The organism is Synechocystis sp. LKSZ1 (genome assembly GCF_040436315.1).
Classification (GTDB): Bacteria; Cyanobacteriota; Cyanobacteriia; order Cyanobacteriales; family Microcystaceae; genus Synechocystis.
On sequence record NZ_AP031572.1, the window covers coordinates 1,683,785 to 1,698,204 of the forward strand.

The window sequence follows — 14,420 nt, forward strand, 5'->3', positions numbered from 1 at the left end:
TAGCTATGCTGGTGCCGCTTCCTCTCCCTAGGCCCAGGAGAACAACTTGTCAAAAATAATCCAAAAGTCTTTACTATCATTATTAAGTTGAGCCACCAACGGAGGATGCGAGTGCTCCTTCCTGGCTGCTCCCGCCTAGCCCTGCTCAACAACGCTGGTTCCCTATCCGATTTCCCTGTTCTGTAATTGCCGCCAACCCTATGTCCAAACTTGTCATTGTCGAATCGCCTACCAAAGCACGGACTATCCGCAATTACCTGCCCCAGGACTATCGTGTTGAGGCCTCCATGGGCCATGTCCGCGACCTGCCGGCCTCGGCGGAGGAAATTCCAGCACATTACAAAGATAAGCAATGGGCCAACCTCGGGGTCAATGTGGAAGGCAACTTTGAACCCCTCTACGTCATTCCCAAGAGTAAGAAAAAAGTAGTGAAGGAATTACAATCGGCCCTGAAACAGGCGGAGGAAGTGATTCTGGCGACGGACGAAGACCGGGAAGGGGAAAGTATTAGCTGGCACCTCCTGCAACTGCTGGCCCCCAAGGTGCCGATTAAGCGGATGGTGTTCCATGAAATTACCCAGGAAGCCATTCAAAAGGCCCTGAAGAATTGTCGGGATATCAACGAAAATTTAGTCCACGCCCAGGAAACACGCCGCATTTTAGACCGACTAGTGGGCTATACCCTGTCTCCCCTGCTCTGGAAAAAAATTGCCTGGGGCCTGTCGGCAGGACGAGTGCAATCCGTAGCGGTACGCCTGCTGGTGCAACGGGAACGGGAGCGCCGGGCCTTTAAGGAAGCCAGCTATTGGGATCTCAAGGCCCAATTAATCCAATCCCAAAATCCCTTTGAAGCCAAGCTCGTTAGTCTGGGGGGAGAAAAACTGGCCACAGGGGCCGATTTTGATCCGCGCACCGGCCAACTCAGTGCGGGCAAAAAAGTGGTGGTGCTCGATCAGGCCCAGGCGACAGCTTTGAAGGCACGCTTGACCGGCAAACCCTGGCAGGTCAGCCAAACCGAAGAAAAACCCACCACTCGCAAGCCCTATCCCCCCTTTACCACCTCAACTCTCCAGCAGGAGTCGAACCGCAAATTGGGGATCTCGGCCCGCGACACCATGCGCATTGCCCAAAAGCTCTACGAAGAGGGCTTTATCACCTACATGCGGACAGATTCGGTGCATCTTTCCGAGCAGGCCATCGCCGCCGCCCGCAGTTGTGTCCAGCAGATGTACGGCCGTGAGTACCTCAGCCCCCAGCCGAAACAGTACACGACCAAAAGTAAGGGTGCCCAGGAGGCCCACGAAGCCATTCGCCCGGCGGGGACAGAATTTCGTATTCCCAATCAGACGGGCCTAACGGGGCAAGAACTGGCCCTCTACGACCTCATCTGGAAACGAACCGTGGCTTGTCAGATGGCTGATGCCCGTGTTACCCAGTTGAGCGTCAGTCTGACGGTCGAAGATGCCGAATTTCGGGCGGCGGGTAAACGCATTGATTTTCCGGGCTTCTTCCGAGCCTATGTGGAGGGTTCCGATGACCCCGATGCTGCCATTGAAAACCAAGAGGTGATCCTGCCTCCCCTGAAAAAAGGAGACCGCCCCGATTGCCAACGCATCGAGGAAGTGGGCCATGAAACCCAACCCCCCGCCCGTTATACAGAGGCCTCGCTGGTGAAAACCCTGGAAAGCGAAGGGGTGGGCCGACCGAGTACCTACGCCAGTATCATTGGCACCATTATGGATCGCGGCTATGCCCAAATGCGGGGCAAGGCCCTGGTGCCGACCTTTACGGCCTTTGCCGTCGTGACCCTGCTGGAATCCCATTTTCCCGACCTAGTGGATACCGGCTTTACCTCGCGTATGGAACAAACCCTGGATGAAATTGCCACGGGAGAAACGGCCTGGTTGCCCTACCTCCAGGGTTTCTACCTGGGGGAACAGGGCCTGGAAAACCAAGTCAAGGTGCGAGAGAGCCAGATTGATCCGGGAACCGCTAAAGCCATTCAACTGGAGAACCTCGCCGCTAAAGTCAAGATCGGCAAGTTTGGCCCCTACATCGAAATTCCCCAGGGTGAGGCCGTTGTTACTGCCTCTATTCCCACCGATCTCACCCCTGCAGATCTGAGCCCCGACCAGGTGGCCACCCTGCTCAAGCAAAAAACCGAAGGCCCTGACCAAATCGGCCGCCATCCCGATAGCGGTGAACCGATTTTTCTGCTCCTGGGAACCTATGGCCCCTACCTGCAACTAGGGGAAATTACAGAAACTAATAAAAAACCCAAGCGAGCCTCCCTCCCCAAGGGCATCACCCCCGAGATGGTCACCCTAGAGATGGCCGTGGGTCTGTTGGCCCTGCCCCGAACCCTGGGCCAGCATCCGGAGACTGGAGCCAAAATCCAAACTAATTTAGGACGTTTTGGCCCCTACATCGTCCATGACCAAGGCAAGGAAGGGAAAGATTATCGTTCTCTCAAGGCTGGGGATGATGTCCTGACCATTACCCTAGAACGGGCTCTAGAATTGCTGGCAGAACCCAAACGGGGCCGGGGGGGCGCTCGAGGGGCCAAAACTCCCCTCAAGGAATTGGGCCCCCACCCCGAAGACCAAGAACCTGTCAATGTCTATAGTGGCCCCTACGGCAACTACATTAAGCACGGCAAGGTTAATGTTGGCTTACCAGAGGGAGAAACCCCTGATAGCATAACCCTAGAAAAGGCCCTGCCCCTGTTGGCGGAGAAGGCCGGTAGCAAGCGTAAGCGCACTAGCAGTGCCAGCAAATCATCCAGTTCCCGCAAGAAAAGCACCTCCCAAGAAACAACCCGTAAACGCTCCGTTAAAGCGAAATCAGCCGAAAGTTAAGCCCCTCCATGGATTTCTACTATCAACGAGAAGTTAGTCAGCCTGATGACCAGATTCACTTGGCTAAGGCGGCCCTGTACTTTGCCCGAGCTGAATATCCTGACCTCCAACCCGACCCCTACCTGTTTCAACTGCGGGAAATGGCCGCGGCCCTGGCCCCGCGTTTGCCGACCCCCCGCTATCCCCTCAAGGTAATCGAAGCGATCAACCAATATCTCTTCCAGGAGTTAGGCTACAGTGGCAACAGCCGCAATTACTACGACCCCCGTAATAGCTTTTTGAATGAGGTTTTGAGCCGACACACGGGGATTCCTATTTCTCTGGCGGTGGTTTATTTAGAGTTGGCAAAACTCCTCGATTTTCCCATGGTGGGCATTGGTCTCCCTGGTCATTTTTTGGTACGGCCTGACTTTGAAGACGTAGGCATTTTTGTCGATGTCTTCAACGAGGGGGAAATTCTCTTTGCCGAGGATTGTGAACAACGACTCCAACAGGTTTATCAGCAGGAAATTCGACTCCAACCCCATTTTCTAGAGCCGGTGGGAAATCGCCAAATCCTGGCCCGGATGCTGACCAACCTCAAGTTTATCTACATCAATAGCCACGACTACGAACGGGCCCTGACGATGGTCAGCTTTTTGTTGGCGACGCTCCCCCATGCCACGACGGAACTGCGTGACCGGGGCCTGCTTTATTACCAAACTGGCCAGTTTGCAGCGGCCGTTCTTGACCTAGAGGCCTACCTTAACCTGGCCCCCCAAGCCCAGGATGCCCCTACCATCCACCAGATCCTAGAGCAAATTCGTTAGGGGCCTGGCCGGGTATCCCGATTTTCATTGGTTACAATAAAACGTCCTCCTTCCCCAGCGTCATGTTTTTTAGCGTTGTTATTCCTACCTACAATCGCCGGCTCATTTTAGAAAAATGCCTCCGTGCGCTGACCGTCCAGCACCTCACCAATACCCAGGTTGAGGGCTACGAAATTGTCCTCGTCGATGATGGCTCCACCGATGGCACCCTGGAATGGCTGGCCCAGCACCGCCAAGACTTTCCCCAGGTCGTTACCTACAGCCAAGACCACCAAGGCCCTGCCATGGCCCGCAATCTCGGCGTTCACCAGGCCAAGGGAGACATCATTATTTTCATTGATAGTGACTTGGTCGTCACCGAAAACTTTCTCCAGGCCCATGCCGATGCCCTCATCGCTGGCCAGGCCCAACTCCAGAGTGACCGCCTGTTTACCTACGGGGCCGTAATCAATACCTGCAACTTTGACGACCCTACCAGCGAACCATACAAAATTACCGATTTCTCGGCGGCCTATTTTGCGACGGGTAACGTAGCCATCGCCAAGCAGTGGCTGGAGGCCGCTGGCTTATTTGACACTCAATTTCAACTCTACGGCTGGGAAGACCTGGAACTCGGGGTGCGGCTAAAACAACTGGGTCTGACGTTGATCAAGTGTCCCGCCGCCGTTGGCTACCACTGGCATCCGCCCTTCAGCCTGGCCCAGATTCCCCAACTCATTGATCGGGAAATCCAACGGGGCCGCATGGGTGTGCTGTTTTATCAAAAACATCCCACCTGGGAAGTACGGATGATGATCCAAATGACCTGGCTTCACCGCCTGCTTTGGGGCCTATTATCCTTGGGGGGGCACCTCAACGAAAAGACGCTGGCCCCTTTGCTCCAGTGGTTGATCGACCAAAAACGTCCCCAATTAGCCCTGGAGATTGCCCGTATTTTTCTCAATTGGTACAACGTTCAAGGGGTTTATGCGGCCTACCAGGAACAGGCAGCTGATCCCGCTTCGACCTGATTTTTTAAAATATCTTGACATAATTATAAAACCCATACAAAGTTTTGTATTATTCAAGCAAAGACTCTAAACTTAGGCATTACCGTTGTGTCCGGGGGGAAGAGACATCAATTCGCCATGGCCTGACTCAAAGGAAACCAAAGGACTAGGCTATGTTTACTTGCATTGCCGATGCGGGAACGCTAAATTAGCATTAATTTTTTGGAGATACATCAATAATCATGCAAAACATTATATTTGGACTTATTGGACTCCTTGTTGGTGCGGGGGGCGTCTATCTATTATTGGTCAGTAAACTTCAACATCAACTCGAAGGAGCTAGACGAAAATTAGAACGAGCTGAGCAAGCCGGGGGCGATGCCCTAGACCTTCAGCAACAACTCCAGGAAGCCCAGGCTCGCTACCAAGACCTCGAAAGCCGTTATCAAAACCAGTTGGCCCAAACGGAGCCCACGGATAGTCCGCTAACCCAAGAATTGGCAGAACTCCGTCAACGCCTGCAACAGCAAGAGCAAGACTACCAGACCCAGACCGCCCAATTCCAGGCCGAGAGAGATGCCTACCAACAGCAGATCACAGACCTACAAAGCCGCCTGGAATCAAAGGAAGAGTCGGGCCAGGGAAATGCCCTAATGGGCGGAGTAGCGGCCGCTGGCCTGGCGGGAGTAGCTGGCTGGGCTGCCAATGAATTTTTATCGAAGGAAACTCCGGCCCCGACAACCGAAACGGTTGAAGCACCCGAGGTCGTAGAAAACTTTGCTCCTGCTGAGGAGGAAGCTCGACCGGCGGTCAGTGAAGCAGAGATTTCCGAAACCGTAGAAGAAGTGGCAGCCCCGGAAGCCGAAGCAGAGCCTTGGGCCAATGTTGCCACACCGGAAGCTCCGGCGGTAATGGAAGAAGCCGTTGAACCCTCCAATTGGGAACCCCCCGCTCTGGAAGACAGGGCCCCCGAGGCTAGCGCGGATTTTGCTGATTTTACCGTTGCTCCCGAGGAAAATTGGGTTGATGCGGCCCCGACCGTGACAGAGTCCAGCTTCGAGCCGCCTAACTGGGAAATGCCGGAGGCCCCCGTCGAAGACGTTTTTGCTCCAGAATCCGAGAGTGCCGCCGCTGAAATTACCTCTCCCTTCACCGAGGAAAGCGATAACTGGGTGGATACCGGAGATTTGGGAGAAACACCTACCAGCGAAGCCCTGGCCGATTTCCCTGAACTGACCGTTACAGAAGAGGGCCTAGGCGAAGCGGCCGAACCCGCCATCTTTGACCTAGAGGATTTTGGCACCAGCCCATTGGCGGCGATGGAACCCGAAGCTTTATTTGAAGACGTCGCCAGTCCGGTGTTGGAGGAATTACCCTTATCTGAGGAAAGTCCCCTGATTCTAGAGGAGTTGAGTAGCGCCGACGATGCGCTGGAATTACCCATCGATTTTCTAGCCGAAATCCCTACGGATCAACCCGAAGTGCTGGTCGAAGAAGTGAGAGCGGTGGAAGAAGCCGAGGCCCTGCCGGCGGATTTTCTGGCAGACTTTCCCCTTGACCAAGCCCAAGGAGTGGAATTAACGGAGGAAATTCCCAGTTCGGGGGAAGAACTCGACTTTTTGATGGAGCTACAGCAGAGTACACCGGAAACGGAGGCCGCCGACGATCTGTTTGCCGGTTTTGGGGAGGCCCCCGATGATGCCGATATTCCTGGCCTCGACCTCTTTGAAGAGAATACCGAGGAGATGCCCGAGTTGCCGATCTCAGGAGCCGATGATAACTTGGCTGATCCGTTTATCAATATCCTCGATACCAGCGTGGATACCCCCGACCACGAACTGCTGGAATTACTACAGGCCGATAACGAGCCAAACCCAAACGCCCTAGAAGGGGATTTTCTAGATGGGTTGGACGATCTCTTTGGGGAAGAAAAACCTACCACCAGAGACGACCATGATTTGGACGCCTTTTTGAGTGGCCCGGAAGCCGAAACCAACACGGGCAATACAACAGATACCATGGAGAGCTTAGAGGAATTACTGGCCAGCGATCCCCTGAGCTCGGAGGAGTGGGGACTACCGTCGGATCCCGCCTCGGAACATCCCTTCCAATAAATCCTTCAACCTAAAACCAGAACAGCGATGTCCAGGCAACTGGAAACACCGCTGTTTTTTATTGGGGATGGAAGTATTGATAAATTTCCTGGGCCAGACGTTCGCCAATGCCCTCTACTTGCTTTAGTTGCGTCACCGAGGCCTCGCGGATGTAGTCCAGGGAATGGAAATGGGCCAGGAGTTGTTTTTGGCGCTGGAACCCCAGTCCGGGAATCTCTTCCAGATGGGAACGGCGGCTATGCTGGAGACGTTGCTGACGATGGAAACTCACGGCAAAGCGATGGGCCTCATCCCGCACCCGGCGCAGGAGTTGCAGGCCCGGTTGTTCGGGGTCGGTGTCCAGGGGCTGGGGTTCACCGGGCAAGAAAATTTCCTCCCGTTGTTTAGCCAGACTGACAAGCTGCAATTCCCCTAACAGGCCTAACTCCGTCAGTACCGCCACCACGGCCGATAGTTGGCCCTTGCCGCCGTCAATCATCACCAGGTCAGGAAAGCCCTCACGGTCAGGGCCTTGGCTATAGCGACGAAAACGACGGCCAATTACCTCCGCTAAACTGGCAAAATCATCGGAATGACCGGGTTGCACCGCAGGATTTTTAATTTTGTAGTGGCGGTAGTGCTGTTTAGCCGGCACGCCATCGATGAAGACCACCTGAGAAGCCACCGCATTGGCCCCTTGAAAATGGGAAATATCATAGCCTTCAATGCGTTGGGGCAGTTCTGCTAAATCCAAGATTTCGGCTAAATCCTCCAGGGAACTGAGATTACGGGCCACCTGGCGCTGACTGCGCTCTAGCTCGTAGCGGGCATTGCGTTCTACCATTTCGAGCAGTTCCGCCTTCTGTTGGCGTTGGGGAATGACTAAATTCACCTTGCGGCCCCGACGCTCACTCAGCCAATGGAGAAGCCAGTCGCTCTCCGGCAGGGGGGCCTGAGCCACAATTTCTAAGGGAATTTCCAGGGGTTCCACCTGTTGGTAATGCTCTTCTAGAACACGCTGGAGGATCTCGCCCGCATCTACCGTCTGGGCCTCGGCAAAAAAGCCTAAACGACCCACCAGGCGACCGGCCCGAATTTGAAAGAGTTGAATGGCGCAATGGTGATCATCCCGAGCTAGGGCAATCACATCCTGGGATACCGTATCCTTGGGCAGGGCCACCTTTTGGTCAGCATTGAGGTGTTCGAGGGCGCTCATTTGGTCTCGGATCAGGGCCGCCTGTTCAAAGTTGAGGGCTTCCGCCAGGGCCTCCATTTGGGTTTGTAGGGTTTGGCGCAGTTCCTGGGTGCGGCCCTGAAAGACCATGGCCACCTTGAGCAGGGTTTGGCGGTAGTCTTCGGGGCTAATCAATTGTTGGCAGACCCCTGGACAGCGACCAATATCAAAGTTCAGACAGGGCCGATGTTTAAAGAGGGGCTTGGGACGTTGGCGCAGGGGAAAAATTCGCTTAATCAGGCGCAGGGTTTGGCGGAGATGGAAACTATCGACGTAGGGGCCGTAGTAACGATCCTTAGCGTTGCCCAGGTGGCGTTTACGGGTAATAAAAATGCGGGGATAGGTTTCCGACCAAGTGATGCAAACGTAGGGATACTTTTTATCATCCTTGAGTAGAACGTTGAAATGGGGTTGGTGCTTTTTAATCAGATTGGCCTCTAGGGCCAGGGCCTCCGCCTCCGTATCCGTGACGATAAATTCAATCTCGGCAATCTGTTGCACCATCAGGGCAATGCGCGGACTATGGGGCTGGGACTCCCGAAAATAGGAACGGACGCGGGTTCTCAGCTTTTTCGCCTTACCGATGTAGAGAATATCGCCCCGGCCATCCCGCATAAAATAGACCCCCGGATCGCCAGGAATCTCCTGGAGACGACTTTCCAGTAGGGCGGGGTCTTGGAGTAGCGGGGCCGATAAACGCATGGGAGATAGACGGCGAGGAAACCCCCGCCAGGGACTAAGATAAAAAGCTAATGTTGAAAATTGTAACGGAGCCAGCCCATGGATCAGGCCAACTTTGCGGTGCCCCGCCATCTGGGACGTTACCTCCTCCTCACCGGAATTGCGCTACTAATGCTGTTTCCCCTGGTGTGGTTGCTAGGAACGGCCCTCAAGTCCCCCACGGAGGATATTTTTGGTTCACTGCTCCAGATCTGGCCCCAGCGGCCCACCCTGGCCAACTTCCTGACGGTCTGGCAAAATTACCCCTTTGCTCGCTACCTCGGTAATAGCCTCTTGGTGGCCAGTCTGACCGTCGGTTTCAATCTCCTATTTTGTTCCCTGGCGGCTTATCCCCTGGCCCGCTTGAACTTTTGGGGCCGGGACACCCTACTGGCGGCCATCGTCGCCACCCTGATGATTCCCTTCCAACTGGTTATGATCCCCCTCTACATCCTGACGGTGCAGTTGGGCCTGCGCAATACCTACCTGGGCATCATTTTTCCGGGTCTGGCCTCGGCCTTTGGTATCTTTCTCCTACGCCAGGCCTTCCAGGGAGTACCCAAGGAACTGGAGGAAGCGGCCCGCATTGATGGTTGTACGGAATTGGGAATTTGGTGGCATGTGATGCTCCCCGCCGTGAGGCCGGCCCTGGTGACGCTGGGGATTTTTGTCTTTATCGGCGCCTGGAGCGATTTTCTCTGGCCCTTAATTGTCCTCGACCAGCCGGATTATTTCACTCTACCCCTGGGGGTGGCTAAGCTAGCCAGTGCCCTGGATTTTGATTGGCGTCTCATTGCCGCCGGCTCGGTCATTTCCATCGCCCCGATCATCGTTCTTTTCATCTTTGCCCAACGGTATATCATCCCCACAGAGGTCGGTAGTGGCGTCAAGGGTTAGGCGCCATGGCCCTAGGGCCAACGCAGTCGGTCGAGGAATTTTCGCTTCGACGCTGGTTCGGTCATAGCGGGCTGTTTGGCGGCATAACGCCAAGGGAATAATCCCGGTAAAACTTACAGTGAACTGGTTTACAGGAATCAAGCAAAGCGTGTTATGCGGCAGAAACAAGATTTTACATTTTTGTCAACTCTTACTTAGTCAGACTTAGGGTAGCTCTTCTAGAGGCGTTATACGGCGCTGGCGCTGTGCAGGGATTGACTCCCCCGAAAAACGGCGCTAGCATAAGCCCAAATTCTTGAAAAATTGTTGTTTTCACTAGCCAACACCCTAGAGTGTTATGCGGTTACTCGCCGCATATCCCCTAGTTATGCCGCAAGTTCTTGGTAAGGGCAGTACGTAGGGTTATTTCTCTGAGTTCAAGGTAAATATGTAGCTAGAGTAGGCTCAAATCCGATTGAAAAGCTATAATCTTTTTCTAGGAATTATAGGTGCTGCTCTGTTTTGAGTGTATTTTTTCTACTGACACTTTTTAAATGGCGTACAACTACTCAAAGCTAGACGAGGATAACCTTAAATGGTTTCCTAATGACAATTCGTGTGCAACACTACGCACGATCAAGGTCTTGCGAGGTCAGATACGAGGTCTTAGAAAAGTTACTGTAGAGTTTTGTTACCCAATAACAGCCATCGCTGGGCGTAATGGTTCATGTAAAACTACAGTTCTGGCATTATCAGCCTGTGCTTTTCACAATGCACCCAACGGCTTTAAGTTATCTGGGAGAAAACAGCCTTACTATACTTTTTCGGATTTTTTCGTCCAGACAAAGGAAGAAACTTCACTTGGTGAGATACAAATTGACTGTGAAATTCTTCACAATAAATGGAAAGGTCGTGAACCTGGAGCTGGCTGGCAAACTCGCATTAAGAAGTTAAATGGTCGTTGGAATAACTACGATTCCAGGGTTCATCGCACAGTTGTGTTTCTTGGAGTTGAACGCATTGTTCCACATTCAGAAAGAAGTGTATCTAAGAGTTATCGAGGTAAATTTCAGTCAGGAATTGCTCACGGCTGGGAAGATGATGTTCGCGAAATTGTTGGCAGAATCCTTGGGACTGATTACACTATTTTTAGTTACAGGCAGCATTCAAGATATCGAATGCCTGTTGTAGCTAAAAAAGATCAGAAAATCTACTCAGGCTTCAACATGGGAGCGGGTGAGCACTCTTTATTTGAGTTATTTTCAATCATCAATGAATGTCCACATGGATCTCTGATTTTAATTGACGAAATAGAACTTGGTCTTCACGAGAAAGCTCAAGAAAATTTAATTAAAGAGCTGAAAGAAGTTTGCAAGAAGCGTAAGTTTCAGATTATTTGTACCACTCATTCTTCTCGTATCCTTGAATGCTTACCTCCAGAGGGCAGAATTTTTCTTGAACGCACTGGTGTTGAGACTGATATCATATGTAAAATTTCTCCAGCTTATGCGACTGGAAAGCTTTCAGGTCGCCCAAATGTTGAGTTGGATATTTTAGTAGAAGATGAAGCAGCTAAGTTAATATTGGAAACAGTGCTAGGCAAAGAACTTCGTTCCCGTACCAAGATTTTACCTATTGGCTCAGCCGCAGCAGTCATGCGACACCTCGCTGCAAGGTACAAGGAAGAAAGACATAAAAAAGATAGTATGGTTAGAGTTTGTGTATTCCTTGATGGAGATAAAGCATCAAAGAAAACTGAGCAGATTAATCAATTTACAAAAGCTCTTGAAAATCCTGATGAGCAAAAAGAATCTAAAGATTGGGTGGAGAAGCGCCTACTATTTATACCAGGCAATGAATGGCCCGAGGCATGGATTATTAAAACCATTGATAGAAAACCTTTTTATGATCGATTCGAGCGAGAACTGCAAATGTCAATAGCGGAAGTCGATGATCTACTAGATTCTGCATCTAGAGCTGGTAAACATAATGAGTTTTACGAAGCAGCAAACATTTTGAACCTCGATAAGAAAGTTGTGGCAACTCATCTAATCAAGAGCGCGTTTGAGTCTGTTCCAGAAGAAGCACAAAAAATCACTGATATTATTCGAGGTTTTCTTGGTTAAATGGTACACGGTACAATTACTGCATAACAATCCCGTTACACACCGACCGTATCGAGACGGTTGGTTGAGTCCGAAAGGTTATTTGCGGCGGGTGAACGGGGTCGTTAGACTGCTTCAATTCGAGTCTTGAAACACACTTAATAGGGTGATGGCAGTAAACTCAAAACTTTCACAGAGTTCAATCAGGCGGAATTCGATTTGCAGAGTAGCGAGATCAACTTTGTGCCCATCAAATTGAGCAAAAATGGCTCTCTCGGATCTAGGGTTGAAACCGTATAGGATGTTCAAAAATCTGCTCATTCAACGGCTAAAACCTGGTATTGTTGTGGCATGAGCTTTTCTTGTCGGCACAAGGTTTCAGGACAAATTCAGTATCTTTCACGGAGATAGATTATGCTAAAAAGCCTACAAATAGGGTTACTAGGTCTAGGAGGAATTCTAGCTTCAGTTTTTCCATCACTAATTACCTTATCCCAGCCTGCCAATTTCCCAAAAGAATCTTATCGTTTGCAGACACAGTTTACAGGCAAAAATAAGTGCTTAGATATTATTAATGATGGAAACAATAATCAGCTAACGATGGCAGACTGTGGAAACTATTCTGGACAGTTCTGGAGTATTAAACCTGCTGGAGATCGCAAGTCTTACCGTTTGCAGACACAGTTTACAGGCAAAAATAAGTGTTTAGATATTGTTAATGATGGAAACAATGATCAGCTAACCATGGCAGACTGTGGCAATTATTCTGGACAGTTTTGGAGTATTAAACCTGCTGGAGATCGCAAGTCTTACCGTTTGCAGACAAAGTTTACAGGCGAAAATAAATGTTTAGATATTATTAATGATGGAAACAATAATCAACTAACTATGGCAGACTGTGGAAATTATTCTGGACAGTTCTGGAAGATTTTCTAGAAATCTCTTAATCCAGTACGATCACGCCTATCTCTTGTGAGATGAGTTCCTGAATGCACGATAAGATCCTTTACTGATAGATTATTAGGAACGCACGATCCTTACAAATTTCTTGAAGCAAGCGATCGCCGTCTAACAACCCCCATGCATACCGACCGCCGAGAGGTTGTCTGAAGGCAGCTGATGGGCAACGTTAAGTATATTTATCACGGCTATACCAAGCAACGCTTATTCAAGAGGTAGTGACCTGGCACGAGATCGCTTAACCTTGTTGTCAATATTTCGCAATATATTTGCACTGAGAGCATAGGCATATAAACTAGCGGGCTCAAAGCGAAATCGTATATCTTTGTATAAAAAATTGGGATCCCTAATAGTTTTACTTGTCACCAAGATCGGTTGAGATATGCCGGGATTCTTTTTTAAAAATTCTGTGCAGTTGTCCAGTTCGGAAGGTGTACTATGAGGGCGATCGCTCCACTTAACCTCAACTATCCAAGAAGGTGATTGATGGGCAGCATCTAAATGTACAATATCAATTTCTCCAGTTTTCCATCGTGCGTAGTAAAGCTCAATTATTTTACTGTGCTGCCATTGACTAAAAATAGCGGTTTCAGTCATGGCTCCCATCGCCTTAGAGTCTGTTTCAAGCTGACCAAATAGCGCGGCGCGCATTGATGGATTGGTTAAATAGACTTTAAAGCAAACTGCTCTCTTAAACTTTTTAGCGTTTTGATCAATTCTCTCTACTCGGCGGATTAGGAATGCAGCCTCAAGATACTCGAGGTAACGTTTGATAGTGTTTTTTGCTACACCAGAGGATTGCGATAACCCCTCTAGACTTAATTCGTTGCCTGAATTATACGCCAGGGTTGTGAAAAGTCTATTTAGTTCTTGAATATCACTAATTCCATAAAGGCTTGGCAAATCTCGCAGTAAAACTTTGTCAATGATATCGCTTTTAATATATTGCCCAGGATCCTGTCGAATTGTTTCAGAAAAGACAGCTTCTGGATATCCACCAAAGTTCAAATAATCAATAAAAATCTCATTCAACCGATCAATATCCTTAGACACAAACTCATACATCTTGGATGGATAACTAGAATCTTCAGAGTCATGGACATTTGTCTCTATTAATTCATTTTCTTTTCCTATAAACATTAAATATTCAGCAAAGGTTAGCGGTGGCAGGATATAGTCGCTGAATCGACCAGCACCAGACTCAGTGCTTTTAAGCCTTAGAGCAGCAGCAGCAGAGCCAGTAGCGACAAACCGACAGATTGGAAATGAATCAACTAAAGATTTTAGATGAATTTCCCACTCACGCAAGTATTGAATTTCGTCAAAAAAGACAAATAGCCTCGAATTGCGATCGTGATTGAATAGTTCCTGAAAATACTTAAGTATTCGCTCTAATGGAAGCCCTGTATAAATTGGAGTTTCAAGAGAGACATATAAAATATTTACCGCACTAATGCCAGAATCTAAGAGTAGACGGATAGTGTGATAGACCATGACAGTTTTACCAACACGTCTAGGTCCCATCAAGACGGTTGCTCGACGCACACTTGTGTCCAAGATGTTTTGAGAAAAAGCCTCAAAGTACTTGCGCCGTGGCGTATCTTCATAGATTACTTTTCCCTCACAGCCTGTCTCCCACCAAGGATTATCAAATTGAAGGCGGGAGAGGATATCTTCTTTTGCGATCTCGAGCATAACACTAGAGTTAGAAAGCTAATCTTAGCCTAGCCCAAAATCAAGCTAAGGTCAATCTGCTAATCTTATTTTTGGGACTGA

General features: G+C 50.0%; 9 protein-coding genes. 7 read left to right on the forward strand and 2 right to left on the reverse strand.

Annotated elements, in window-relative coordinates:
- Positions 1 to 200 precede the first annotated feature (200 nt).
- The 4 genes from topA to ABXS88_RS07960 all read left to right on the forward strand — a co-directional run bounded on the left by topA (position 201) and on the right by ABXS88_RS07960 (position 6,770).
- A complete protein-coding gene (gene topA, locus ABXS88_RS07945; RefSeq protein ID WP_353674639.1) occupies positions 201 to 2,858 on the forward strand; it encodes a type I DNA topoisomerase in 2,658 nt (885 codons plus the stop codon).
- Positions 2,859 to 2,866: 8 nt separating this feature from the next.
- On the forward strand, positions 2,867 to 3,667 hold the full coding sequence (locus ABXS88_RS07950; protein WP_353674640.1) for a transglutaminase-like domain-containing protein: 801 nt from the start codon (positions 2,867 to 2,869) through the stop codon (positions 3,665 to 3,667).
- Positions 3,668 to 3,729: 62 nt separating this feature from the next.
- Positions 3,730 to 4,677 (forward strand): glycosyltransferase, encoded by a 948-nt coding sequence (locus ABXS88_RS07955; protein WP_353674641.1) that lies wholly within the window; start codon positions 3,730 to 3,732, stop codon positions 4,675 to 4,677.
- A 221-nt stretch (positions 4,678 to 4,898) separates the two neighbouring features.
- A complete protein-coding gene (locus tag ABXS88_RS07960; RefSeq protein WP_353674642.1) occupies positions 4,899 to 6,770 on the forward strand; it encodes a hypothetical protein in 1,872 nt (623 codons plus the stop codon).
- Positions 6,771 to 6,828: 58 nt separating this feature from the next.
- Here the strand turns inward: ABXS88_RS07960 and uvrC are convergent, their stop codons facing one another.
- On the reverse strand, positions 6,829 to 8,685 hold the full coding sequence (gene uvrC / locus ABXS88_RS07965; protein ID WP_353674643.1) for an excinuclease ABC subunit UvrC: 1,857 nt from the start codon (positions 8,683 to 8,685) through the stop codon (positions 6,829 to 6,831).
- A 78-nt stretch (positions 8,686 to 8,763) separates the two neighbouring features.
- Here uvrC and ABXS88_RS07970 point away from each other — a divergent pair, with 78 nt between their 5' ends.
- The 3 genes from ABXS88_RS07970 (at position 8,764) to ABXS88_RS07980 (ending at position 12,620) form a co-directional block, all read left to right on the forward strand.
- A complete protein-coding gene (locus tag ABXS88_RS07970; RefSeq protein WP_353674644.1) occupies positions 8,764 to 9,600 on the forward strand; it encodes a carbohydrate ABC transporter permease in 837 nt (278 codons plus the stop codon).
- A gap of 533 nt (positions 9,601 to 10,133) precedes the next feature.
- Positions 10,134 to 11,705: an AAA family ATPase gene (locus ABXS88_RS07975; protein ID WP_353674645.1), complete on the forward strand. Its 1,572-nt coding sequence runs from the start codon at positions 10,134 to 10,136 to the stop codon at positions 11,703 to 11,705.
- Between the two features lie 393 nt (positions 11,706 to 12,098).
- Complete coding sequence (locus ABXS88_RS07980) at positions 12,099 to 12,620, forward strand: RICIN domain-containing protein (protein ID WP_353674646.1); 522 nt, start codon at positions 12,099 to 12,101, stop codon at positions 12,618 to 12,620.
- Positions 12,621 to 12,848: 228 nt separating this feature from the next.
- Here ABXS88_RS07980 and ABXS88_RS07985 read toward each other — a convergent pair whose 3' ends face one another.
- Positions 12,849 to 14,339: an ATP-binding protein gene (locus ABXS88_RS07985; RefSeq protein WP_353674647.1), complete on the reverse strand. Its 1,491-nt coding sequence runs from the start codon at positions 14,337 to 14,339 to the stop codon at positions 12,849 to 12,851.
- Positions 14,340 to 14,420 lie beyond the last annotated feature (81 nt).